The sequence below is a fragment of the Sphingorhabdus sp. genome (assembly GCF_046596595.1).
Lineage (GTDB): Bacteria > Pseudomonadota > Alphaproteobacteria > Sphingomonadales > Sphingomonadaceae > Sphingorhabdus_B.
The window spans coordinates 19,478-40,413 of sequence record NZ_JBKJMB010000052.1 but is presented as its reverse complement, the minus strand read 5'-3'; the positions used below and the strand labels follow the sequence as shown (position 1 = coordinate 40,413).

The following is a 20,936-nucleotide window of genomic DNA, read 5'->3' as shown; positions in this document are numbered from 1 at the left end:
CATGAACGGGCCGACGAACCCCCGCTTAAATTCCACCATCGACAGTATCGTAACCCAATCCGCGCAGACCAAGTTGCAACGCCTCGACACATTCCGCCAATTTATTTGCGTCGGTGGTGCGCACGACGAAGTTTGCGCCAACTTTGCCTTCGCGAAAAAACGGATAGCTGCCAATCTGGCAGCCTTCATGGTGTTTTTCGGTGTCACCCAATAATTTGGCAACTTCGCTTTCGGCGACCCAGCAGCCGATCTGTTGCGACAAGAGCGGCGCGCCACCCTCAAGCGTGCCCGTGAGGGCGTCGAGCATACCGGCCGTGATGTGCGGAACGCCTGCCATGATGAAGATGTTGCCATGCCGAATTCCGGGGGCACCCGACATCTTGTTGGCAATAAGGTCAGCGCCATCGGGCACGCGCGCCATCCGCAGACGGCCTGGATTAATTCCGCCGCGTGTTTCATAATAAGCGTGCAGCACTGCGCTTGCCTCAGGGTGAATGACAACCTCCACGCCCAATGCAGCGGCAATCGCATCTACGGTAATGTCATCATGCGTCGGGCCGATGCCGCCTGTGGTAAACAGATAGTCGTTGCGGGCACGCAAGATGTTCACCGCTTCGACAATGGCGTCCATGTCATCAGCGACCACGCGCACTTCGCGAAGGCGAATGCCTTGAATGTTTAACCAGAGCGCGATCTGGCTGACATTCTTGTCCTGCGTGCGGCCAGAGAGAATTTCATCGCCAATGATCACAAGGGCGGCGGTGTAAATGCGGGAATCTGTCATTCCTACGCGATAGCATAAATCACCCTCTCGCAAAGTGGGGATTATTGCCTTATATCTCTCGTATGGAACAATATGTAAGCGTGACGCCCGAAGAGGCGATGCAGGCCCGCGACGGGGTCATTAAATTGCACGGGCCAGAGGGCTTTGACGGGATGCGCAAGGCCGGGCGGCTCGCCGCCGAAATCCTCGACGCACTTGTCCCGCATGTCGTGCCCGGAGTTTCCACCGAAGAATTGGACGATATCGTCCGCGAAATGACGATGCGCGGCGGTGCTGTGCCTGCCACCTTGGGGTATCGCGGCTATACGCATAGCTGCTGCATTTCGATTAACCATGTAATCTGTCACGGAATTCCGTCGGACAAGAGGCTCAAAGACGGCGACATCGTAAATATCGATGTAACGCCGCAATTGAACGGATGGCATGGCGACACCAGCCGTATGTTCCTTGTCGGCGACGTGGCCGTAAAGGCAAAGCGCCTCGTCGATGTGACCTATGAATGCCTCATGCTCGGCATACAGGCAGCAAAGCCGGGCAACCATGTCGGCGACATAGGCTACGCAATTCAGACGCATGCCGAAAGGCATCGTTATGGCGTTGTCCGCGACTTCTGCGGCCACGGTCTGGGGCAGTTATTTCATGACGCCCCGGAAATAGTCCATGTCGGCCGCCCCGGCACTGGCCCCGAACTTCGTCCCGGCATGATTTTCACGATTGAGCCCATGATCAACATCGGGAAGGCCGCAGGCAAAGTCTTGGAAGACGGGTGGACGGCAGTAACCCGCGACCGCAGCCTAAGCGCACAGTTCGAACATAGCATCGGGATCACCGAAGATGGCTGCGAGATATTTACGAGCAGCCCGAAGGGTTTTGATAACCCGCCTTATTGAGTCGTTTCCCCAAGCAGCGTTATGCTGAACTTGTTTTAGCATCCGTCGTGCCACGCATGCCGAAGATTAATGTGGCGAAATGAACCCTGAAATAAATTCAGGGTGACGACGGAAAATGGGGTCGGGACTACAGCCGCAAACCGCTCGTCTCGTCCAGCCCGGCCATGATGTTCAGATTTTGCACCGCTGCGCCGCTCGCGCCTTTGCCGAGATTGTCGAGCATCGCCAATAACCGTACCTGCGTTCCATCGGGCGACCCGAACACATAAAGGTCGAGCCGGTCCGAAGGGCCTTGATCTTGCTGGATAAGCAATTCAGCAGGGCGCGCGTCCTTGTGCACTTTAACAACTGCTGAATTGGCATAATGCACTGACAAAGCGGCGCGCAGCTCGTTTGGGTTATCGCTGCCGGGCATGAATGAGATTGGCAACGGCACTTCGACGACCATACCGCGAAAGGCACGCACGACCGACGGTGAAAAGATCGGCGCTAGCCCCAAGCCTGCATGCGCCTGCATTTCGGCAACATGTTTGTGGTCAAGAGCGAGGCCATAGCTGCGATAGCCGATATTTGCCCCGTCAGGCCCCTCAAACCGATCGATAAGTGCTTTGCCCCCACCCGAGTAGCCAGACACTGCATTGACGCTGTACGGCCAGTCTGCGGGAAGTAGATTGGCAGCCACCAAGGGTGCGACCAGCGCAAGGAACCCCGTTGGATAGCAGCCGGGGTTGCTGACGAAACGCGCTGAGGCAATCCGTTCGTGCTGTCCGTCGCGATACTCGGCAAAACCATAAACCCAGTTCGGATCCACGCGGTGCGCGGTTGATGCGTCAATGATGCGGGTGTGGCGTGACGAGGTCATTGCCACAGCCTCTTTCGCGGCATCATCAGGCAAGCAAAGGATGACGAAATCCGCCTCATTCAAAGCTTCACGCCGCGCGTCCGGGTCTTTGCGTTTGTCAGCATCGAGGGTGATGAGCGTGAACTCGGCGCGGCCAGCGAGCCGGTCGGCGATCTCGAGGCCTGTGGTGCCCGCAGCGCCATCGATGAAGACACTCTGTGTCATTGTTCAATCACCGTAGCCCTGAGCAGCATTTGCAAAGCAAATGCGTCCGTCGAAGGGCACCTCAAGGTTTGCGCTACCGCTGATAGGCGCCCTTCGACTGGCGCGATCGCTATGCGACCGCTGCTCAGGGCTGCGGTGTGGGACGGGTGCAGGCTGGTGATCATATCGCCACCCTTTTGCGCGCCACTAACGGCTCATCATGCTCGGCAAACCTTGCCGCAGCGTCCGCGAGCGGCTCGACGCTTACGGCCATCGCGGAGCCATTGGCGTGGATGATGTATTCGCTGTCTGCCATGATACCGACATGGCCGGGGAAAAACACCAGATCGCCGCGTTCGAGCGCTGCACCGTCTGGCAAATCTTCGCCAAAGTCCGCCTGCTGCATATCAGCATCGCGCGGCGCCATGATACCTTTGAGCCCAAACACCAGCTGCACCAGCCCCGAACAGTCAATCGCATCGCCACTTCGTCCGCCCCAGCTGTACGGGGTGCCGATTAGCTGCTCAGCCAAGTCGGCAGGCGACGCTTCAACAAAACCGATTTCTGACAAATGCGCCAAGGGCACAAAGCCGTTTTCACAAGCGAGATATTTGCCGCATTCGCTTGGGGCTCCGCACAGCAATTGGGCACCCATCGGATACCGCGCCAACATTGGCGCTTTGCTGGAGGGTGTCGCAACCAACAAAGTCGCCGAGACGCTGACAATATGGGTGGCATCGAAATCATCACCCAGCTCGGCAAAACGCACATAGCCGAGATAATTGTCATGCAGGCAATAACCCCATGCCCATTCCCCGGCCACATCAAGTACGGCGAACTCTTCGCCATGCATCAATGCGCTGACGGGCATCGATGTAGCATGCGCCTCGGCGTGAATTGCGGTGACAGGTGCGATGCCCGTGCGCAGCATCGGCACGGCATAATGCGGCGCGAACAGCTTTCCGGCGAGGCTGATGTCGGCAAGATCGCCCCGAATGGGAGTCGTCCGCTTGTCACCGACAAGGCTGTGCCCGCTTAATGTGTAGATAGGCCTGTGCCCCGCCTTAATCTGACCGTCTGCCAACTATGTATGTCCCTGATCTTGTAACATGTTCCCCGGCATAGGCCGGGGCCCAGTACCGAAACAGAGAATTCCCTGCTTGGGCTGGACCCAAGCCTGCGCCGGGAAGCACATCGAATGATGTTGCAGCACCCTAGCGCGCCGGGTATTTGTTGGCCAGATAGCCGAAGACCGCGCGCAATCCAAGCGCCTCTCCACCCTTTGGCCTGCCGGGCTTATTGGTTGGTCGCCATGCAAAAGTGTCGAGATGGACCCATGGCACTTCGTCAGGGACAAATTTCTGCAAGAACAAGGCGGCGGTCACGGCACCAGCAAACGCCCCGCCGCTGTTGGAGGTGTCGGCAATATCGCTGTCAAGCATCTCCACATACGGTGCCCAAAGCGGCATACGCCACACGGGATCGGCAACCGTTTTCGACGCGGTGAGCAGCCCATTTGCGGTATCATCGTCGTTGCTGAACATGGCGGGCAGATCAGGCCCGAGCGCAACACGAGCGGCACCAGTCAGCGTCGCGAAATCCACAATCAGCTCAGGTTTATCCTCAATCGCTTTTGTCAATGCGTCTGCCAATACCAATCGCCCCTCGGCATCGGTATTGTCGACCTCAACGGTCATGCCCTTGCGGCTTTTGATAATGTCGCCCGGCCGCATCGCGTTCCCCGCTATGCTGTTTTCGGCCGCCGCGACAATCATGTGCAGCCGAACCGGCAAATGCGCCGCCATGATAAGTTCCGCCAAAGCCAATGCGTGTGCCGCGCCGCCCATGTCCTTCTTCATCAGCCGCATGCCGGTGGCAGGCTTGATATCAAGTCCGCCAGTATCGAACGTAATCCCCTTGCCGACAATTGCAATTCGCGGGTGGCGTGGGTCGCCCCATTCAAGTTCGATCAAACGGGGGGCATGTTCGCGCATGGCTGCCTTGCCGACCGCATGAATAAGCGGATATCCGGTTTCCAAAGCCTCACCAGCGATCACTACGACCTCTGCCTTATGCGCCTTTGCAATTCTCTTCGCCTCGGCCTCCAGTGCGTTGGGCCCAAGGTCGCCTGCTGGTCGGTTGACAAGATCGCGCACAAGCGCTGTCGCTGTCGCCTGCAAGGCGGCAAGGTGAATGCGCGCCGGTTCCTTCACCAGCAATATGCGCGGCCCACTTAGCTTGGGCTCACTCAGATATTCATGATACCGATATTGGCCAAGCATCCAGCCGAACATAGCCTCGCTTGCGTCATAATCGGCCAACCGGTATGTCCCCTCGGGTAAGCTGTCGGCGGCCTTTGCAAGGTGCCAAAGGCCCGGTGCGGCGGAATCGGCAACGCCAGCTACTACAGCCCATTCCCCGGGTTTATCCGCAGGCAGGATTGCCATATCATTTGCGCTACCTTCGAACTTCTGTGCTTTGACAGCGGTGCGGACGGCATCGGGTTGGCCCGCAAGCCATGTTTCAAAGCTGCGCTTGTCCGTTAGATGAATCAGGGTGGCGGCCTGCCCGTTGTCAGGCTGGATCAAATTTTCATAGTGCATACCAACTGCGATAGCCCCAATGGCAGGAAAACGGGAGAGAATTTAGAAATGCCACGTATTTTGCTGATGCCTGTGATGGTTGTGATGCTTCTCTCTGCGTTCCTCGTATCAGGATGCGACCGGCACGCCGATGTGCGGGCAACTTTACCGACGGCAACGGCTGCCATTACGAAGCCATTTCTCGACGCCGTGCGCCGCGGCGACCAAAAAGCGGCGGAAAAATATGTCGCGCCGGAGTTCATTGACGATACCGGCGTCCAATTTGCCAAGATGTCCGCAATATTGAAAGATGCACCGCCCTTGGTTTCGGCAATTTACCAACGTGATACACAAGGGCAATTCATCATTTTCGTGGCAAAAGACCAAGACAAATGGGTCTCCTCTCAAGTGCAATTGGGTTCTATCAACGGCAAGCAAGTTATCCAATATTGGGATATCAAAAGCGAGGATAAGCCACCCGCATTGCTCGCTCATGTGCAGACAATGAAAGATGTGGTGAATTACGGCCTGTTGGGCGTTGGGTTTGCGGTGTTGGCTACGATTGCCTTGGTTATCTGGGCAATCCGCAACCGGACGCGCCGGGTATTGCCCAGTTCCCCGACGGAAATGCGCGCCCCAGCCGCAACCGTCCGCGATAATGAGAAGTGACGGGCGCTGTTACTGCCCGTCGGCCTAACGTCATTCTGCCGCGATCAAAGTCGGCGTATTCTCATTATGCGTTGCCACAAAATGCGGTGCCGAAAATACCATGACGCCATCGTCAACCGGGTCCTCGGTGAGAATCTTCTTCTCGGCAGCGTAATTCTGTAGAACGCGCCATGGGTGCCGGTCGCCATTTTTCGGCAGCTTGTCAAAACTACGGGCAAAATAGCCTGAACTGAAATCAGTTACAAATGGCAGCTTGGGCATGTCTGGGTCATCAAGCACTGGCGTTGCCACCAAGGCGTTTTTGTCGTCCATTTTCCAAAGCAACCGGCAAACATAATCTGCCACAATATCGGTCTTCAGCGTCCATGAGGCGTTTATGTAGCCGAACACGCTGGCGAAATTGGGGATGTTGCTGAACATCACGCCCTTATAATTGAAATGCTCGCCAAAATTGACTGCTTCGCCGTCGACACTGATCGCGGTTTTGCCCATCGTGACGAGATTCAAACCCGTCGCAGTGATGACGATGTCGGATTCGATGTGCTTGCCCGACTGCAACTGAATGCCGGTTTTGGTGAAATGGTCGATATGGTCGGTCACGACCTCAGCCTTGCCTTCGGTAATGGCAGTAAACATATCGCTGTCGGGAATGAGGCACAGGCGTTGTTCCCACGGCCCGTATTTTGGCACGAAATGTGTGTCGACATCGACCGAGGCCGGAAGCGATGCACGCGCCATGTTTACCAGCTTTTCGCCCAGCTTCGCCGGGTTGCGGCGGGCATACCAATAGGTGAAACGCTGCATGTTTATGTTACGCCAGCGGGTCAACGCATAGGCCAGCTTTTCAGACATTATTTTACGAACGAACTTCGAAAACGGATCGATTGCAGGGCGTGACACCATGTAGGTTGGCGAACGCTGAAGCATCGTCACATGCGCAGCTTCCTGTGCCATGACAGGGACTATAGTTACCGCAGTGGCGCCTGACCCGATAACCGTGACCTTCTTTCCCTTATAGTCCAAACCCTTTGGCCAATGTTGCGGGTGGACGATCTGTCCACCGAAGTCCGCCTCACCGGGGAAATCTGGCTTGTAGCCCTGATCATAGTCATAATAGCCAGCGCACATGAAAAGAAACCGCGCCGCAAAATGCCGTTCCGCGCCGCCGTCTACCGCCTGTGCCGTAATATGCCAGCGCGCGTCGGGACTTGACCAATTTGCCGACATGACTTTGTGGCCAAAATGAATATGCGGCGAAATCTTATATTCGTCAGCGGTTTCATGCACATATTGGTGAATAGATGGGCCATCGGCGATCGTCTTTTCATGCAACCATGGTTTGAACCGATAGCCCAAGGTGTGCATGTCGGAATCAGACCGAATGCCGGGATAACGGAACAGGTCCCAAGTCCCGCCCATATCGGCGCGTTGTTCAACAATGGCGTAGCTCTTATTGGGGCATTGCATCGTGAGATGCGCCGCAGCGCCGATACCGGACAGTCCAGCCCCCACAATCAGAACATCTACTACAGTCTCAGCCTGCGCCATATCACCCTCCAATTTATACAAAAATCTTACTGACATCGTTGCAAATTGCAACTGGCTTTCGCGCGAGAACAAATGCCGCTACGGCATCCAGAATGATATGGGATTACGCATCATGAATGACGGAACCGACGACGTTTATATCTATGATGAGGCTTCCGGCGAATGGGTCATCGCAACAATGACCCAGACCATGAGCGAGCCGGAAACCACCGTGGAAGTCCGTGATGCCGTTGGCAATCTCCTTGCCGATGGCGATCAAGTGACATTGATTAAGGACCTGGTCGTCAAAGGCGCTGGCCAGACTTTGAAACGCGGAACACTTATCAAATCCATTCGGCTTACCGGAGACTCGCAGGAAATCGACTGCCGTTTCGATGGTATTAAAGGCCTTGTGCTCCGCGCCGAATTTGTGCGGAAACGGTGATGATACGCTCCGGGCTACGGATAATCCTAGCGCTTTTCTATCTGGGGGCGGGTATTCTGCACATCATATCGCCGCGTGGGTTCTTGGCGATTACGCCGGGTTGGGTGCCCTTCCCTGAAACAGTTGTGGCCTTTACCGGAATTGCGGAAATTGCAGGCGCGATCGGGCTGATTATCCCGCAGTCGCGCAAATGGGCCGGGATTGGTCTGGCCCTTTATGCGTTGTGCGTGTGGCCCGCCAATTTCAACCATGCGATAAATGGCATTTCGCTTGGCGGTCAGTCCCTTGGCTGGTGGTATCACGGCCCGCGGTTGGCGTTTCAGCCGGTGCTAATCTGGCTCGCTTTGTGGGTGGGGAATGTTACCGATTGGCCATTTCGAAAATCGCGTTAGCTGCTTGCCATATTTCTGTTATCTTTCTCTTCGGAGGGTTTTGCAACCGGAGAGAGGATTCGCATCATGCATAAGGACGGAGAAAAGATTGACGTAACAGAGGTCGAAGCGAGCGGTGGCGTGAAGAATGTAGGCCTGCGCTATATGCTCGCAATATCGCTTTTCCTTGCGGTGATCATATTGTCGGCGATGTGGATGACCATGGCCGCTTTTAGCTAACGCCGAGCCTTCTTGAAAATCACCGCAGCTATACCCAACTGGGTCTAGCGGGCCGGGCCCCTCTGGTCGTCACATGGCGGCGATGTCGGACCGCTTCAAACATATGAAGAGGAGTCCCGATATGAACGCAGCCGTTGGAATGCCGTGCCCAGTTTGCAAGATCCCACTTGTCATGAGCGACCGCCAAGGTGTCGAAATCGATTATTGCCCACAATGCCGCGGCGTTTGGCTTGATCGCGGTGAACTGGACAAGATCATCGAGCGCAGCGCCGCTGCGGATTTGCCACCACAGCCTGCACCCGCACCGCAAGCCCCGCCGCCACCTCAGGGCGGATTTACGCCTCAGGGATATGGAATGCACCAGCAAGGCTATGGTCACGGATACCCTTACAAGAAACGCAAAAAGTCCTTCCTTGAAGAGCTGTTTGACTAGACATCAGCGTTACAGACAAAAAAAGGGCCGCCTTTCGGCAGCCCTTTTTTTTCGCACGTCGGCTGATTAATCAGCTGAAGACAGGTTAATGGCCGAAGCCTTACCGTTGCGGCCGATTTCAACTTCGAAATTCACGCGCTGTTCTTTGTCAAGCGAGTGCATGCCGGCTGCCTGAACAGCCGAGATGTGGACGAAGCTGTCGTCACCGCCGCCATCAGGCGCGATAAAGCCATAGCCTTTGTCTGCATTGAAGAATTTTACGGTGCCTACTGGCATAATGATGTTCCTTTCACGAAACAGGTGACCACCTGACAACAGCGCCAAGTGGGTAGCCAAGTCGTGGTAGGAAAAACGTTGCACGTTCCGATCGTTTGACCCGAGACGTGCCTCAAATTCCGTCGCGGTCGACGATAGCGTGCGGGACGTATACGCCAGAATTACGCAAACTGCAAACTCCAAGCACCTGTCAGCGGCTTATTCTTTGTCGCCACCATTTTCGACCGTTCCGGCTTCCGCCAATTCTACAGGTTTACGCCGGTCAAATATCGCACCCAGCTCTTTTGCTTTGGCCGTGTTAAATTCCTTTTCCGCAGTGGGAAACATTTCTTCCTCTTCTTCGTCAATATGATGCAAATAGCGGTGGCGTAGCGCCTTAAACTGCGCCATCCATGCCGCATCATCCATTTCGGCGTTCTGCAATATGCCCAAAAGATCATCGATCTCTTTATGCTCGGCTACCGAATGGCGTCCTTCTTCCTGAAGGTCGGGGTTACCCAGCATCGTTGCGTATAAGGATTGTTCTTCGGCCGCAGCATGCGCGGTCACTTCAATACGGAACGCCTCGAACAAATCGCGCCGCTCAGGCGAATCGCTTTTGATCGCTGCGATTTTGGACAGCATCTCGCGGTGCAAGTCGTGGTCTGATTTCAGGATGGAAAAAATGTCAGTCATTTGGGCCTCCGCTAAGTTTTAAACCTAACGCATGGCGGATGCCCCTGTTCCCTGAAACAACCCCGCCAATTACATCGGCATGGGTTGCCAAAGTTCGATCTTGCGGCCTTCGGGGTCCATGATGTGGGCAAAACGGCCATTGGCTTCGTCAGGAAATGTTTTGACGGGGTGGACGCCATGTTCGGCGCAGCGCACAAGGATTCCGTCGAGGTCGTCGACCATCAGGTTGAACATGAACTCTTTGTCAGACGGTGCGAAATAATCGGTGTCCCGTTTAAACGGGGAGAACACCGTCGCTGCTCCCGGATGTGCTGCCGCAGCTTCCGGTGTAAAGATGATGCCCCACGGCTTGACCTTGATGCCCAGCACGGAGGCATACCATGCGTTGGTTGCCTCGGGATCGTTCGATTTAAAAAATAGGCCGCCAAGGCCTAACACTTGAGGCATGATCCTACTCCTGATCGCAAATCCGCCTGTGCAGGATGCAGCGCTTTATCGGCTTCGTCCATCCACCAAATTGCAGCGGAGAAAAAGTGCAGTGTTTGCCGATTTGTTACCGTCAATTGGCGAAAAACCTGTATGCCGCGGCGGTCGTGCCGGAAACATCTCCTAAAAATGGCCGCGACCGGAACAATAATGGAAACCAGACTCATTGTCGCTTACGCGCTCATCGCGATCATGGTGGCGCTTGCCGTTTTCGGCAGCATAAAGCTATCGCAGCAAAAAAACCTACGCAAGCGCCGCGATCGCGGCGACGGCGCGCATATGCAAATGGACAAGGACACCAAAGGGTAATTACGCACGCTGGGGGCGATTAGCCACGCGGGTCACCTGAAATTGCAGCTGACCCCGCCCCACATATAGGTAATCTTCGCGGTCGATCCTTTGCCGTCGAGCAAGCCGAACAATGCACCAGCGGCAAATTCGGTGCCCAGGCTGGTTTGCGATATCTTTGCCGTGTAAGCACCCTCCAGATCGGCGCGGCTACTGCCCGGGCCAACGCCGCTTGCGGTCGTGACATCGCCGCGCGGGTTGAGGTTCCAGCCAACGAATTTGTCTTGCTGAAAAAACAAGCCAAGCCCGTTTGCCCAATTGGCAAAGTCGAGCGGACCAGCGCCGCATTCGCCGTTTTGGCCCGTCTCGGGCTTTCCCAAAAACTCCAGCATGCGCAGCACATCGTCGCGCGGTGTGCCAAAGGCAATCGGGCGCGCTGCACCGCTTTGCTTATTGAACAGGCGCAACCCTTCTTCTTCCACCACAAAAGCAGGCGTGTCGGTTGAAGCGGTCGGTGCGGGCTCAGCGGGGCGCACGGGCGCGCTGGCCTCGACAACCTCTCCCCGTGGCGCTGGCTCGGCCGTCGGGGCTTTGCTGTTGCACGCGGTGAGCGCAGCCAGTGCCGCAAATAAGCAGATGCGCCGCAACATCGTTGTTACTTGCCCAATCGTTTCCGGTTGGCGACTACGCTTTTGGAATAATGCGCGATGCTGCCGCTCATGATCGCCTCGGGGCTTGAGCCAAGTTTTCCGGTCATCAGGTCCAGGCCCAACGCCATGTTGGCCGCGACCTTCTCCGATACCATGCGTTCCGCCTCGCTCACCGCTTTTGGTCCGCCGAGCGCCATGCTGCCCATGCGCATCGCGATCACCATGTTGGATTCGGCGGCCAGCGCCCAAGCGTCCATGGAAATTTCAAGCCAGTTGGGGGTTTTCGTGTTTCGCGTCATGGCTGAAGTCTGAACCCACTGTGCGCGAATGTCACGCGGGGAATGCATGCCGCTGTCCCAAGCCCGCACGCATAAAGCGACAAAAGCAACGGCTCATCGCGATTATCGTCTCATTTTTGTCGCCTTAAAGTCCGAAAAAACATCCGAATTGCTCGGAAATCTGCCATTATTCGACAACAGGGCCGCATTCAGAAGTTTACGGTCAGGTGCGTTGGCGATCTCGATCGACCCGCCGCGCATTACGCGCAAGGTGGTGACACCATTGATCGCACGATCCATTGCTGCCTCAAATTGCATGTCAGCGCCCATGGCCAACGCAATGTCCCACGCCTCGGCGAAGCCCTCCGCCCCCGCCCGTTCGCGCAGACGATAAGCCGACGCTCGCCCCATCCCCACCGCCCGCGCCGCAGGGCCAACCGCACCCATTACCGACAGCGCAGTGATAAACCGCCGCTGCCGTTCTGCGCCCCAGCCATTGGCGCGAACGCGCTGCATTGGCACAGGGTCAAACGACAACAAATCGTCATTGTCGGCTGAGCCGGGATCATATGAATCGTCCATCCCGCGACTAAAACATAACACCAACATTGTAGGAAAGTCGTTTGTGCACTTTTGCGCAAAGCGGAACGTTATCGCCTGCCAATGGTTTGCAAGTCACTGAAAATGAAGAACCGCGGTAACTACCGGTGCTTCTTTAGCGTCGGCCCGATTTGGCGCCGACAGCAAATATGGAGAGAAATTATGAAAACGGCATTTTTATGGGCAGGTGCCTTGACGCTCTCAATCGCTGGCCCCGTTGCCGCCGACCCCGGCAAAAACAACGCCAAGGGCAAGGGCAATGCTGGTCAATCGACGATGCAGAATGGCAAGAAGTCCAGCACCGCCTCCGGCCGCAACAGCGATGTGCGCAACGCACGCTATGACCGCAACGACCGCAACCGCAGCACGGGCCGCTTATATGCGCTTGATGCGCGCGGCAATTGCCCCCCGGGCCTTGCGAAGAAGAACAATGGTTGCACCCCGCCGGGCCAAGCCAAGAAGCTCTATAATGTGGGTCAGCAGTATAACCAGAATTTCGGCAGCGCGTGGACCTATAACCAGATCCCCAATGATTTGCGGTCGCAATATGGTCTGAACGATGACGACCGTTATTATTATAATCAGGGCTATCTCTATCAGGTCGATCCAAAGACGATGCTGATCGAAAGAGCGATCAGCGCACTCTTGCGGTAATCGCCCACGCGTTCCGCAAAAGGCCGTGCCGCGAAACCCGCTGTGCGGCCTTTTTTTGTGGGTGCTGCGGTGGCGAAGCGCCGCTTGGTCTTGCCATTGTTGCCTATAATATGCGAACATCGCGAAGGGGGAATGCGTCATGAACAGCAAAACCGTTCGGATTATCGGCATCATTGGTATCTTATGGAACCTGGTCGGCGTCACCAGTTATCTGGCGCATGTCGGCGTTTTTGGGCCGGAAGCTGCTGCAACCCCGCCGGGTGCTCCGCTTATGCCACTGGCGATTACCGCCGCGTTTGCCATCGCGGTGTTCGGCGGCGTCGTGGGCAGCATCGGGCTGGCGATACTCAAATCATGGGCGAAGCCGATGTTGTGGCTATCGTTCGTGGGTTCCGTGATCGACTGGGTGTGGGTACTTGGTTTCAGCGTCGGCGGCCAAGTGCCGCTTGGCATCGCCGTCATCGTGATTTCGCTGGGGCTCGCATTAGTCGCTGGCAGAGCGCCATTGGTGCGTTGAGAAAGAAGCGGATGATTAGGCGGGCATCGGCTATCACGAAGTCGTCGCAGGGCACACCACAGCGGGCGAGTTGAAGCGGTTGGTGGAGAAGTTGGTGCCGGGCGGTTAGTTGGCCTTCATCTTCAAACTTCACTTATACTTTCCATTTCCCAAAACGTTTGCACCCTCCTAAGAGCCGCTATTACATTTTTGTGACGAGTGTTATGTTTGAAGTTGATGCGGTCATTACTTGGGTGGACGGGGCGGACCCTGTGCATCGCGCGAAACGCGACCATTATTTGGCAAGGGCGGAGGCTTTGGCGCCGTTGCACGACAATGGCACCAACCCGCATCGCTGGGTGTGCAGTGATGAGCTGAATTATTGCGTGCGCTCCATCGCCAATCATGCGCCATGGGTGCGGCGGATCTGGATCGTGACCGATGATCAGACGCCTGTGCTTGAACGCATCTCGCCCGAATTTTCCGCGAAGATCAGCATCGTCGACCATAAGGACATCTTTGCCGGCCATGCGGACGCGTTGCCGACGTTCAATTCGCTGTCGATTGAAACGATGCTGTGGCGTATTCCGGGCCTTGCCGAACATTTCCTGTATTTCAACGATGACGTATTCCTGACCGCACCGGTGACGCCTTCGGATTTCTTTGCCGCCGATGGCCCCGTGCTGCGCGGAAAATGGACCGACCACAAAGACCTTGCGGCTTGTGGCGCGAGCCGCGACGAGGCCAGCCTCCTCAACCATTATAACCAGATCAACGCCGCGCAAATGATTGGCTATACCGCCGACCATGTGTTCGAAAGCGCGCATGTCGTCCACCCGATGCAGCGGTCAGTGATGGCGGAGTTGTATGATGACTACCGCGACGCATTTGTTGCCAACGCCAGTTTTCGCTTTCGCGATGCCGGGCAGTTTCTACCGCAAAGCCTGCACAACCATGCCTGCTTGGCCGATAATAGCGCCGCGATCCTCGACACGCGCGACTATCTGCATGTCGCGGTGGGCGCGACGGACCAGTATTCGGCGGAGGATGTCAGCGGATATTTACGCGGGCCAGCGCGCGACGCGATCAAGTTCCTGTGCGTCAATGACTTGCCTTCGGTCGAGCGCAGCTTCCCCGATGCACGTTTGTGGATCGAAGATGCGATTGGTGCGCGGATGAATACGGCGACGGCATGATGTCGCGGGCAGAGCTAGAGGCAATCTGGCTTATGCTAACCCGCGAGACGTTGCCCGCGCTTGCAGCGCAGCGGCGCGCCACGGCCAGAGCATGGCCCGTAGTCGCCGATCACTGCTTTATGCGGATTATTCTGGATAGCGTCCACGGGCAACGTTGGGACGCCATCGTAACCGCGCGCCCCGCCTATCGGCATATGGCCGATGACCATTTGCATGCCGCAATTACGCTGGCACGACAGATAGCAGATGGCGCGGTCGATCTGTGGGCACTTAATGCGCAATCATTGGCATGGCGGGGCAAACTTGTGCGGTAATGGCATATGCCAATTGCACAGGATGGCAATGCTACCCAGTTTTGTTTAACGCACTCATTCTATGCCTTCCTCTACGCTCCCCGCCCCACGCATATTGGTCGATGCCGATGCGTGCCCGGTTAAGGACGAGATTTACAAGGTCGCCTGGCGCCGCAATGTGCCGGTGGTGCTGGTCAGCAATGCGCGCTTTCGCATGCCCGACCATCCGCTGATTACGCGGGTTATCGTATCGGACAGTTTCGACGCCGCAGATGACTGGATTGCGGCGCAGGCGGGGCCACGCAGCGTGGTGATCACCGCCGACATATTGCTTGCGGACCGCTGCCTGAAAGCAGGAGCCGTCGTCATCGGCAATAATGGCAAGCCGTTCACCAGCGCCTCCATCGGCGGCGCCGTCGCCACCCGCGCCATCATGGCCGACCTGCGCGCCGGAATGGACGGCATCACCGGAGGCCCCGCACCCTTTGCCAAAGCCGACCGGTCAAGGTTTTCACAGGCGTTGGATGAGGCGTTGGTTAGGTTGGGGTGAGGTGATTGCGCGACACATGATAGCGGGAGAGTCACTGCTGCCCGTAGAGACGTTGGTCGTTGTGAAATAGCACTCTATCAACTTAATCGCCTAAAATTCTGACATTGACATTTCGAAATCGGTGGAAAAATAACTTGTTTACTTAACCCAATTCTTGAAATGTGTTAAAAATTAACGATGAAAAAAGACAAAGCATGGTTTGACCTTACCAAGGACGCAAAGCGCCGTTACGCAAAAGCATCATGGATTCCTTTGAAGCTTTGGAACTCGGTGAAAACAGGTGAATATGGAAAGACCAATTACAGCGATATTTTTGAAGGAGTGCACTCAATAGCAGTGCCACTCGATTGTCGCGAAGCAGCAAGTAATTATGATTGGTCGGCGGATCACGAGCATATGCCTTGGTCTGATAACGGCATTTATCATCCAGCCGATCATTATGTTTTCGACGACGCTGTTGGAACGGGATTGCGATTAGTCCTCAGGCAATCGATCCCGGGCGAAGAAATTGCGGAGTGGCATTTGCATCAGGATTTTGTAATTGCTCTGGGGCTTCAGCGCATCAGCGATGTATGGACTCGGCCAGCAGAACGTAGCATCCAAGTTGCACGTCTAAGACGAAGCCCTGATGGCAAGCCCGTAGGTCTCGAGGTGCGAGCCGAATACTTGAGAGATTATCTTTGCGCCCGAAAATCAGCGCTCCGCATGGCTAGCTATCTGGAAAAAGACGCAATTGTAGATGATTTAGGAGACATCGACTTTTCGTCAGATGGTTTGGATGAAATTTTTGAAGACGGAACCTTGTCCAAAAGAGCTTGGGAAGTTGAAAAATCTGGCATGCCTTACGGTGGCGGCGTAGCCGTTTTCCGGTCATGGAGAACTGATGTTGATCATGATGATGATGTGCCTGTGATGGGCCCAGAAAACGATGATAATACCGATTTTGAACAGTATTCGTTCAAAAGAGAAGGCGAAAAGTTTTGGCGGGTTGTGACCGAATTCCGAAGAAATGAATGGGTGGAACCTGCTGACAAAAGTTTACGTGTCCTACATGACGATGTCCCATCAGAAGTTAGCTTTATTGTAGAGGCGGATGGCACTAAGATGAATGCCGACCTCTTGGATGATGAGGACATCGGTAGATGGCTTTGGTTCCAACCAAATGTGGTTCTTAGCCATCTCGCGCAACCTGGAGGTAAACTCCACTGGTATACGAAAGATACTGGTGGAATTTCAACTCCTTATGACCCAAATATTCATTTTGGTATAAACGAAAGTGAGTTAGTCACCGTGTATGCTCGCGACATTGCGAGGTTACCCGAATGGGAGCGTCGCCATTGGGCTGGGTTTAATGTTACACCCGAAGGAAAGGTTAGCGCAGAGTTGCTATTGGCGCAGGTGCAAGCGAAGGTAGCTGATACTCAATCACCCGAGCAGATGTTTTGGGAAATTCGCGAACGCGTGGCTGCCTCATTTGCAGGGAAATTCGGTGAACAATTGTTTCGACCAAATGAACATGCTCAAAATATTGCTTCTACCATCCATCGCTTCCGAAGCTTAGATGAACCTGGTTTTCTGGCACTTGCAAAAGACGTTGCTCGATTAACTGCTGACGCCATCGACTTATCATCGCTGCAGACTATCGTGGCTACCAAAAAGGAAGAGCGGCTTGGGAGTCTTAAAACTCTGGAGCTCGTTCTGGCGCAACTATCAGATCAGCATTTAGCGCACTATGTAATGGGACCGCTTTTTGCTGCTTACGATCTCCGGATTTCGGACGCTCACTTACCAAAATCTGACAGGCTTAAGGCGTATGAAACGCTTGGAATCGGTGAAAACGATACTTGGATGCAGCGTGGCTTCAAACTTTTGCATGACGTCGTTCTCACATGCTACCGAATTAACGCAGTTTTGACCGGACATCTTCCTCCCAATTTTGGAAGATCGCCTGCATAAATCGGCGATCTTCGCTTGAAGTACCCTCAATCAACGACCTCATACGGCCATTGCCACGGTGATTGAAGAAAAGTGCCGCCCCCGTTGATATCCGATTCTTTCACCCAAATGCGAAAACGGGTCCCGATTTTGTGTTGGTTTCGCGCCTGCTTTGAAAATTGAACCTTCATGTCAGGCGGAAACATCTGTCCTACGATTGGGCGAACTCTAACTTCCCCTACGCTACCAGACTTTCTGGCTTGGTACGACTCCACAACTATCTGATGATGATGTTCCCAAGGCATTGCCACGAAAAAGACCCTCTTCCATATCCTAGCGCTATTTTTACTCTAACATGGACATCAATCATGCTCCCGATCACCAGCGCCCATATATAGTTCGCGGCCGGTTTCGTCGTAGACCTTGCTCATATGCGCCATGCCGGCTTCTGCTTCTGCTTCGGTCATACCCTCTGCGTTCCCTGCGCCTCTGCGTGGGTCCCCTTCAACCGTCTCAGGCCCTCCCCCGGCCGCTCCCGCCTGCGGGAGGGGAGATGCGGCGATGAAGCCTTCGGCTGGCTGGTTCTGCAACCGCGCAAATTCGCGCACTTCCTGGCTGATCTTCATCGAGCAGAATTTGGGTCCGCACATCGAACAGAAATGCGCTGACTTGGCGCCTTCGGCTGGAAGCGTCTGGTCATGATATTGCTCGGCGGTGTCGGGGTCGAGGCTGAGGTTGAACTGGTCGCGCCAGCGGAATTCGAAGCGCGCCTTGCTTAGGGCATCGTCGCGGACTTGCGCTGCGGGGTGGCCCTTGGCGAGGTCAGCGGCGTGCGCGGCGAGCTTATAGGTGATAACGCCGACTTTCACATCGTCGCGGTCGGGCAGGCCCAGATGCTCCTTGGGCGTGACGTAGCAAAGCATTGCGGTGCCGTACCAGCCGATCTGCGCCGCGCCGATGCCGCTGGTGATATGGTCATATCCCGGCGCGATGTCGGTGGTGAGCGGTCCAAGCGTGTAGAAAGGTGCCTCGCCGCACGCCTCGAGCTGCTTTTCCATATTCTCCTTGATCTTGTGCATCGGCACATGGCCGGGCCCTTCGATCATCACCTGAACATCCTGCGCCCAGGCGCGCTTGGTCAGCTCGCCCAGCGTATAGAGTTCAGCGAACTGTGCTTCGTCATTGGCGTCGTAAATGCTGCCGGGGCGAAGGCCGTCGCCAAGGCTGTAGGCAACGTCATAGGCCTTCATGATCTCGGTGATCTCGTCAAAGCGTTCGTAGAGGAAGCTTTCCTTGTGGTGCGCAAGGCACCATTTCGCCATGATGCTGCCGCCGCGTGACACGATGCCGGTCATGCGCTTGGCTGCGAGCGGCACATAAGGCAGGCGGACGCCAGCGTGGATGGTGAAATAATCGACACCCTGTTCGGCTTGCTCGATCAAAGTATCGGCAAAGATTTCCCACGTCAGGTCCTCGGCCACGCCGCCGACCTTTTCCAGCGCCTGATAGATCGGCACGGTGCCAATGGGGACGGGCGCGTTGCGGATGATCCATTCGCGGGTGTCGTGGATGTTGCGGCCAGTGCTCAGGTCCATGACGGTATCCGCGCCCCAGCGGATCGACCAGACCATCTTGTCAACCTCGGTCGCGACATCGGATGCGACCGCGCTGTTGCCGATATTGGCGTTGATCTTCACCAGGAAATTGCGGCCAATTGCCATCGGTTCGGATTCGGGGTGGTTGATGTTGTTGGGGATGATCGCGCGGCCACGGGCGATTTCGTCGCGGACAAATTCCGGTGTGACATAATCGGGGATCGACGCGCCAAAGCTTTCGCCGTCACGCTTGTACTCGGCAAGCCGCGCGCGGCCCAGATTCTCGCGTTCGGCGACATATTCCATTTCGGGGGTGATGATGCCTTTGCGGGCATAATGCATCTGACTGACATTCATGCCGGGTTTGGCGCGCAGCACTTGTTTGCGGACATTGGGAAATGGCGCGACGCCGCCGCTGCGGTCGGGGCCAAGCTGGCCATTATCCTCGGGCTTTACTTCGCGCTGCGTGACATCGGTCACATCGCCGCGTGCGATGATCCACGGGCGGCGAATTTCCGGCAGGCCAGCCTTGATGTCGATAAGCGCGGTGGCGTCGGTATACGGGCCGCTGGTGTCATATACGCGCACGGGTGGCTCGCCCGATGACGGCTCCAGATAGATTTCGCGCATGGCGACGTTGAACGGACCAACATGGATTTTCTTGCTGCCGCGAATGGGGCCAGTGGTGACGCCAATCTCAGTGCGCGCGGGGATATCTGCCATGTTATGCGTTCCTGTTCTGAGAAAGTTGATCGACCGCCCAGTCGAAGCATTCTTTCACATGTTGTTGATGAGCGGCAAAATCGTCAAACGGAAGTGCCGGTTTGCGTAATTCAATCAGCGTCTGCGCCAAACGCGCCGCTGCTATCGCGATTGCATCATCGCTTGGTTTGATATTAGCCATCGTCTCTCTCCAAAGTTGCATAAGGAGAGCGATTGGCGTGAAGACCGGGCTCGGTCCTCGCCAGTCCCCCGGACTGGCTGCGGTCTCACCTCCCTACGCCCGTACAAACGGGATCAGGTTCAGCGGGTCGCGGGCATTGCAGCACCGCCTCTCAGTCGTTCGACTCCCCGGGGATGGATTCTTACTACGCGCTCGCGTTCGCGCTGTCGAGAGCCATGCTGTTGACTCCACTTGGCCATAACGGCCATGAGTCTGCTATATGGTCCACCCCAACCCGATACTGCCAGACCCGATTGTGAACGTCCGCCGGATGGGGCGCGAGGGCGAACCGCTTGTAATTATCGACGGATTTAGCGGACTGACAGGTGCGCTGTTGGAGGCGGCCTACGCGGCAGAATATCAACATGCAGGTGCCTCTTATCCCGGCATCCGCGCGTGGGCCGACCCAAGCTATCTAGACCAGCGCCGCGACCTGATGATGCAGATCATGCAGCAGGTGTTCGGCTTTACCAGAGGCATAAGGCTGGATGCGTCAACCTTTTCACTGGTCACGCTTGGCGTGCAGGCGTTGCACCCGCTTCAGCGCATACCGCATTACGACCATGCCAGCGGCGAGATCATTGCCGTCATGCATTATCTGCTTGGCCCTGAAAGCGGGGGCACAGCGTTCTATCGCCACCGCCGGACAGGGTTTGAGACCATCACGCCCGAACGTGAAGATGCCTACAACGCATCGCTGGCGATGGACGAACGGGCATATGGAATGCCGCCAGCGCAATTTTGTCACGGCGACACCGACTGGTTCGAAATGATCGACGAGGTCGAAGCCGCCCCCGACCGTCTGGTGCTGTATCGCGGGCGACAATTGCATTCGGGCGTTATCCCTGACCCGTCTGTACTGTCCTCCGACCCGCGTCAGGGACGGCTGACGATAAACATGTTCCTGATCGGCGCGTAAGTCCCCGAAGGCAGCGATTCAATTCAGCAGGATGAATATCGCAACTGTGATCACCATCAGCGCAAAACGGTCAAAATCGGACTCAACCCGTCCGATTCCGATTGACCGAATCTGAC

The 20,936-nt window shown here is 55.9% G+C and carries 27 protein-coding genes and 1 riboswitch; of the genes, 14 read left to right on the top strand and 13 right to left on the bottom strand.

The annotated features are described in order from the left end of the window. Nucleotides 1-25: 25 nt before the first annotated feature. Nucleotides 26-784 (bottom strand): competence/damage-inducible protein A, encoded by a 759-nt coding sequence (locus tag ACLL9E_RS05055; RefSeq protein ID WP_411290649.1) that lies wholly within the window; start codon nt 782-784, stop codon nt 26-28. 62 nt (nt 785-846) lie between these two features. On the opposite strand from ACLL9E_RS05055, the gene map reads away from it, so the two are divergent. Beyond that, on the top strand, nt 847-1,674 hold the full coding sequence (gene map, locus ACLL9E_RS05050; RefSeq protein ID WP_411290674.1) for a type I methionyl aminopeptidase: 828 nt from the start codon (nt 847-849) through the stop codon (nt 1,672-1,674). A 127-nt stretch (nt 1,675-1,801) separates the two neighbouring features. Here map and argC read toward each other — a convergent pair whose 3' ends face one another. The 3 genes from argC to ACLL9E_RS05035 all read right to left on the bottom strand — a co-directional run bounded on the left by argC (nt 1,802) and on the right by ACLL9E_RS05035 (nt 5,322). Further along, on the bottom strand, nt 1,802-2,740 hold the full coding sequence (gene argC / locus ACLL9E_RS05045; protein WP_411290648.1) for an N-acetyl-gamma-glutamyl-phosphate reductase: 939 nt from the start codon (nt 2,738-2,740) through the stop codon (nt 1,802-1,804). A 160-nt stretch (nt 2,741-2,900) separates the two neighbouring features. Beyond that, complete coding sequence (locus ACLL9E_RS05040) at nt 2,901-3,803, bottom strand: NlpC/P60 family protein (RefSeq protein ID WP_411290647.1); 903 nt, start codon at nt 3,801-3,803, stop codon at nt 2,901-2,903. Nucleotides 3,804-3,933: 130 nt separating this feature from the next. Then, the gene (locus ACLL9E_RS05035; protein WP_411290646.1) at nt 3,934-5,322 is read right to left on the bottom strand and encodes a leucyl aminopeptidase family protein; all 1,389 of its coding nucleotides are present in this window, start codon (nt 5,320-5,322) and stop codon (nt 3,934-3,936) included. A gap of 48 nt (nt 5,323-5,370) precedes the next feature. On the opposite strand from ACLL9E_RS05035, the gene ACLL9E_RS05030 reads away from it, so the two are divergent. Next, nucleotides 5,371-5,970, top strand: a complete 600-nt coding sequence (locus tag ACLL9E_RS05030; RefSeq protein WP_411290645.1) for a hypothetical protein — start codon at nt 5,371-5,373, stop codon at nt 5,968-5,970. 30 nt (nt 5,971-6,000) lie between these two features. Here the strand turns inward: ACLL9E_RS05030 and ACLL9E_RS05025 are convergent, their stop codons facing one another. After that, a complete protein-coding gene (locus tag ACLL9E_RS05025; RefSeq protein ID WP_411290644.1) occupies nt 6,001-7,518 on the bottom strand; it encodes a flavin-containing monooxygenase in 1,518 nt (505 codons plus the stop codon). 112 nt (nt 7,519-7,630) lie between these two features. On the opposite strand from ACLL9E_RS05025, the gene ACLL9E_RS05020 reads away from it, so the two are divergent. From ACLL9E_RS05020 to ACLL9E_RS05005, 4 genes are all read left to right on the top strand, one after another. Then, nucleotides 7,631-7,942 (top strand): alkylphosphonate utilization protein, encoded by a 312-nt coding sequence (locus ACLL9E_RS05020; protein ID WP_411290643.1) that lies wholly within the window; start codon nt 7,631-7,633, stop codon nt 7,940-7,942. Further along, a complete protein-coding gene (locus ACLL9E_RS05015; protein ID WP_411290673.1) occupies nt 7,942-8,334 on the top strand; it encodes a DoxX family protein in 393 nt (130 codons plus the stop codon). The genes ACLL9E_RS05020 and ACLL9E_RS05015 overlap by 1 nt, the downstream gene beginning before the upstream one ends. A gap of 66 nt (nt 8,335-8,400) precedes the next feature. Beyond that, nucleotides 8,401-8,553, top strand: coding sequence for a hypothetical protein (locus ACLL9E_RS05010; RefSeq protein WP_411290642.1), 153 nt, complete (start codon nt 8,401-8,403; stop codon nt 8,551-8,553). Between the two features lie 121 nt (nt 8,554-8,674). Continuing rightward, nucleotides 8,675-8,986, top strand: coding sequence for a zf-TFIIB domain-containing protein (locus ACLL9E_RS05005; protein WP_411290641.1), 312 nt, complete (start codon nt 8,675-8,677; stop codon nt 8,984-8,986). A 66-nt stretch (nt 8,987-9,052) separates the two neighbouring features. Here the strand turns inward: ACLL9E_RS05005 and ACLL9E_RS05000 are convergent, their stop codons facing one another. The 3 genes from ACLL9E_RS05000 to ACLL9E_RS04990 form a co-directional block, all read right to left on the bottom strand. Further along, nucleotides 9,053-9,262, bottom strand: a complete 210-nt coding sequence (locus ACLL9E_RS05000) for a cold-shock protein (RefSeq protein ID WP_295446162.1) — start codon at nt 9,260-9,262, stop codon at nt 9,053-9,055. 198 nt (nt 9,263-9,460) lie between these two features. Continuing rightward, nucleotides 9,461-9,937: a hemerythrin domain-containing protein gene (locus tag ACLL9E_RS04995; RefSeq protein ID WP_411290640.1), complete on the bottom strand. Its 477-nt coding sequence runs from the start codon at nt 9,935-9,937 to the stop codon at nt 9,461-9,463. A 69-nt stretch (nt 9,938-10,006) separates the two neighbouring features. Then, nucleotides 10,007-10,384: a VOC family protein gene (locus ACLL9E_RS04990; protein WP_411290639.1), complete on the bottom strand. Its 378-nt coding sequence runs from the start codon at nt 10,382-10,384 to the stop codon at nt 10,007-10,009. A gap of 189 nt (nt 10,385-10,573) precedes the next feature. Here ACLL9E_RS04990 and ACLL9E_RS04985 point away from each other — a divergent pair, with 189 nt between their 5' ends. After that, entirely contained in the window at nt 10,574-10,732 is a 159-nt protein-coding gene (locus tag ACLL9E_RS04985; RefSeq protein WP_411290638.1) for a hypothetical protein, read from the top strand. A gap of 32 nt (nt 10,733-10,764) precedes the next feature. Here the strand turns inward: ACLL9E_RS04985 and ACLL9E_RS04980 are convergent, their stop codons facing one another. The 3 genes from ACLL9E_RS04980 to ACLL9E_RS04970 are packed head-to-tail and all read right to left on the bottom strand — an operon-like array spanning nt 10,765 to nt 12,221. Beyond that, complete coding sequence (locus tag ACLL9E_RS04980; RefSeq protein WP_411290637.1) at nt 10,765-11,361, bottom strand: hypothetical protein; 597 nt, start codon at nt 11,359-11,361, stop codon at nt 10,765-10,767. Nucleotides 11,362-11,366: 5 nt separating this feature from the next. After that, nucleotides 11,367-11,708, bottom strand: coding sequence for a hypothetical protein (locus ACLL9E_RS04975; RefSeq protein WP_411290636.1), 342 nt, complete (start codon nt 11,706-11,708; stop codon nt 11,367-11,369). 54 nt (nt 11,709-11,762) lie between these two features. Next, nucleotides 11,763-12,221 carry a hypothetical protein gene (locus ACLL9E_RS04970; RefSeq protein ID WP_411290635.1) on the bottom strand — a complete coding sequence of 153 codons (459 nt, stop codon included), beginning with the start codon at nt 12,219-12,221 and terminating at the stop codon, nt 11,763-11,765. A gap of 180 nt (nt 12,222-12,401) precedes the next feature. On the opposite strand from ACLL9E_RS04970, the gene ACLL9E_RS04965 reads away from it, so the two are divergent. The 6 genes from ACLL9E_RS04965 to ACLL9E_RS04940 all read left to right on the top strand — a co-directional run bounded on the left by ACLL9E_RS04965 (nt 12,402) and on the right by ACLL9E_RS04940 (nt 17,384). Beyond that, nucleotides 12,402-12,893: a hypothetical protein gene (locus ACLL9E_RS04965; RefSeq protein ID WP_411290634.1), complete on the top strand. Its 492-nt coding sequence runs from the start codon at nt 12,402-12,404 to the stop codon at nt 12,891-12,893. Between the two features lie 139 nt (nt 12,894-13,032). Further along, nucleotides 13,033-13,410 (top strand): hypothetical protein, encoded by a 378-nt coding sequence (locus ACLL9E_RS04960; RefSeq protein WP_411290633.1) that lies wholly within the window; start codon nt 13,033-13,035, stop codon nt 13,408-13,410. A gap of 203 nt (nt 13,411-13,613) precedes the next feature. Next, nucleotides 13,614-14,585 (top strand): Stealth CR1 domain-containing protein, encoded by a 972-nt coding sequence (locus ACLL9E_RS04955; protein WP_411290632.1) that lies wholly within the window; start codon nt 13,614-13,616, stop codon nt 14,583-14,585. Further along, nucleotides 14,582-14,899, top strand: a complete 318-nt coding sequence (locus tag ACLL9E_RS04950; RefSeq protein WP_411290631.1) for a GCN5-related N-acetyltransferase — start codon at nt 14,582-14,584, stop codon at nt 14,897-14,899. Before ACLL9E_RS04955 ends, ACLL9E_RS04950 begins: the two co-directional genes overlap by 4 nt. A 61-nt stretch (nt 14,900-14,960) precedes the next feature. Next, the gene (locus ACLL9E_RS04945; RefSeq protein WP_411290630.1) at nt 14,961-15,428 is read left to right on the top strand and encodes a YaiI/YqxD family protein; all 468 of its coding nucleotides are present in this window, start codon (nt 14,961-14,963) and stop codon (nt 15,426-15,428) included. A 177-nt stretch (nt 15,429-15,605) separates the two neighbouring features. Beyond that, a complete protein-coding gene (locus ACLL9E_RS04940) occupies nt 15,606-17,384 on the top strand; it encodes a hypothetical protein (RefSeq protein ID WP_411290629.1) in 1,779 nt (592 codons plus the stop codon). A 341-nt stretch (nt 17,385-17,725) separates the two neighbouring features. Here the strand turns inward: ACLL9E_RS04940 and thiC are convergent, their stop codons facing one another. Beyond that, nucleotides 17,726-19,681, bottom strand: coding sequence for a phosphomethylpyrimidine synthase ThiC (gene thiC / locus ACLL9E_RS04935; protein WP_411290628.1), 1,956 nt, complete (start codon nt 19,679-19,681; stop codon nt 17,726-17,728). Between the two features lies 1 nt (nt 19,682). Further along, a complete protein-coding gene (locus ACLL9E_RS04930; RefSeq protein WP_411290627.1) occupies nt 19,683-19,862 on the bottom strand; it encodes a hypothetical protein in 180 nt (59 codons plus the stop codon). A gap of 73 nt (nt 19,863-19,935) precedes the next feature. Further along, nucleotides 19,936-20,042: riboswitch (TPP riboswitch) on the bottom strand. 79 nt (nt 20,043-20,121) lie between these two features. Between ACLL9E_RS04930 and ACLL9E_RS04925 the strand changes: the two genes are divergently transcribed. Continuing rightward, nucleotides 20,122-20,820 carry a DUF6445 family protein gene (locus tag ACLL9E_RS04925; RefSeq protein ID WP_411290626.1) on the top strand — a complete coding sequence of 233 codons (699 nt, stop codon included), beginning with the start codon at nt 20,122-20,124 and terminating at the stop codon, nt 20,818-20,820. Nucleotides 20,821-20,936 lie beyond the last annotated feature (116 nt).

What these genes read in the sequence shown, in the direction of transcription:
- ACLL9E_RS04980 (WP_411290637.1), bottom strand. Translation starts at nt 11,361, where the DNA reads ATGTTGCGGCGCATCTGCTTATTTGCGGCACTGGCTGCGCTCACCGCG.
- argC (WP_411290648.1), bottom strand. Translation starts at nt 2,740, where the DNA reads ATGACACAGAGTGTCTTCATCGATGGCGCTGCGGGCACCACAGGCCTC.
- ACLL9E_RS04960 (WP_411290633.1), top strand. Translation starts at nt 13,033, where the DNA reads ATGAACAGCAAAACCGTTCGGATTATCGGCATCATTGGTATCTTATGG.
- ACLL9E_RS05020 (WP_411290643.1), top strand. Translation starts at nt 7,631, where the DNA reads ATGAATGACGGAACCGACGACGTTTATATCTATGATGAGGCTTCCGGC.
- ACLL9E_RS04970 (WP_411290635.1), bottom strand. Translation starts at nt 12,221, where the DNA reads ATGGACGATTCATATGATCCCGGCTCAGCCGACAATGACGATTTGTTG.
- ACLL9E_RS04990 (WP_411290639.1), bottom strand. Translation starts at nt 10,384, where the DNA reads ATGCCTCAAGTGTTAGGCCTTGGCGGCCTATTTTTTAAATCGAACGAT.
- ACLL9E_RS05000 (WP_295446162.1), bottom strand. Translation starts at nt 9,262, where the DNA reads ATGCCAGTAGGCACCGTAAAATTCTTCAATGCAGACAAAGGCTATGGC.
- ACLL9E_RS04950 (WP_411290631.1), top strand. Translation starts at nt 14,582, where the DNA reads ATGATGTCGCGGGCAGAGCTAGAGGCAATCTGGCTTATGCTAACCCGC.
- ACLL9E_RS05035 (WP_411290646.1), bottom strand. Translation starts at nt 5,322, where the DNA reads ATGCACTATGAAAATTTGATCCAGCCTGACAACGGGCAGGCCGCCACC.
- ACLL9E_RS04995 (WP_411290640.1), bottom strand. Translation starts at nt 9,937, where the DNA reads ATGACTGACATTTTTTCCATCCTGAAATCAGACCACGACTTGCACCGC.
- ACLL9E_RS04945 (WP_411290630.1), top strand. Translation starts at nt 14,961, where the DNA reads ATGCCTTCCTCTACGCTCCCCGCCCCACGCATATTGGTCGATGCCGAT.
- ACLL9E_RS04965 (WP_411290634.1), top strand. Translation starts at nt 12,402, where the DNA reads ATGAAAACGGCATTTTTATGGGCAGGTGCCTTGACGCTCTCAATCGCT.
- ACLL9E_RS05055 (WP_411290649.1), bottom strand. Translation starts at nt 784, where the DNA reads ATGACAGATTCCCGCATTTACACCGCCGCCCTTGTGATCATTGGCGAT.
- ACLL9E_RS04975 (WP_411290636.1), bottom strand. Translation starts at nt 11,708, where the DNA reads ATGCATTCCCCGCGTGACATTCGCGCACAGTGGGTTCAGACTTCAGCC.
- ACLL9E_RS05005 (WP_411290641.1), top strand. Translation starts at nt 8,675, where the DNA reads ATGAACGCAGCCGTTGGAATGCCGTGCCCAGTTTGCAAGATCCCACTT.
- map (WP_411290674.1), top strand. Translation starts at nt 847, where the DNA reads ATGGAACAATATGTAAGCGTGACGCCCGAAGAGGCGATGCAGGCCCGC.
- ACLL9E_RS04925 (WP_411290626.1), top strand. Translation starts at nt 20,122, where the DNA reads ATGGTCCACCCCAACCCGATACTGCCAGACCCGATTGTGAACGTCCGC.
- ACLL9E_RS04955 (WP_411290632.1), top strand. Translation starts at nt 13,614, where the DNA reads ATGTTTGAAGTTGATGCGGTCATTACTTGGGTGGACGGGGCGGACCCT.
- ACLL9E_RS04940 (WP_411290629.1), top strand. Translation starts at nt 15,606, where the DNA reads ATGAAAAAAGACAAAGCATGGTTTGACCTTACCAAGGACGCAAAGCGC.
- thiC (WP_411290628.1), bottom strand. Translation starts at nt 19,681, where the DNA reads ATGGCAGATATCCCCGCGCGCACTGAGATTGGCGTCACCACTGGCCCC.
- ACLL9E_RS05030 (WP_411290645.1), top strand. Translation starts at nt 5,371, where the DNA reads ATGCCACGTATTTTGCTGATGCCTGTGATGGTTGTGATGCTTCTCTCT.
- ACLL9E_RS04930 (WP_411290627.1), bottom strand. Translation starts at nt 19,862, where the DNA reads ATGGCTAATATCAAACCAAGCGATGATGCAATCGCGATAGCAGCGGCG.
- ACLL9E_RS05010 (WP_411290642.1), top strand. Translation starts at nt 8,401, where the DNA reads ATGCATAAGGACGGAGAAAAGATTGACGTAACAGAGGTCGAAGCGAGC.
- ACLL9E_RS05025 (WP_411290644.1), bottom strand. Translation starts at nt 7,518, where the DNA reads ATGGCGCAGGCTGAGACTGTAGTAGATGTTCTGATTGTGGGGGCTGGA.
- ACLL9E_RS05015 (WP_411290673.1), top strand. Translation starts at nt 7,942, where the DNA reads ATGATACGCTCCGGGCTACGGATAATCCTAGCGCTTTTCTATCTGGGG.
- ACLL9E_RS04985 (WP_411290638.1), top strand. Translation starts at nt 10,574, where the DNA reads ATGGAAACCAGACTCATTGTCGCTTACGCGCTCATCGCGATCATGGTG.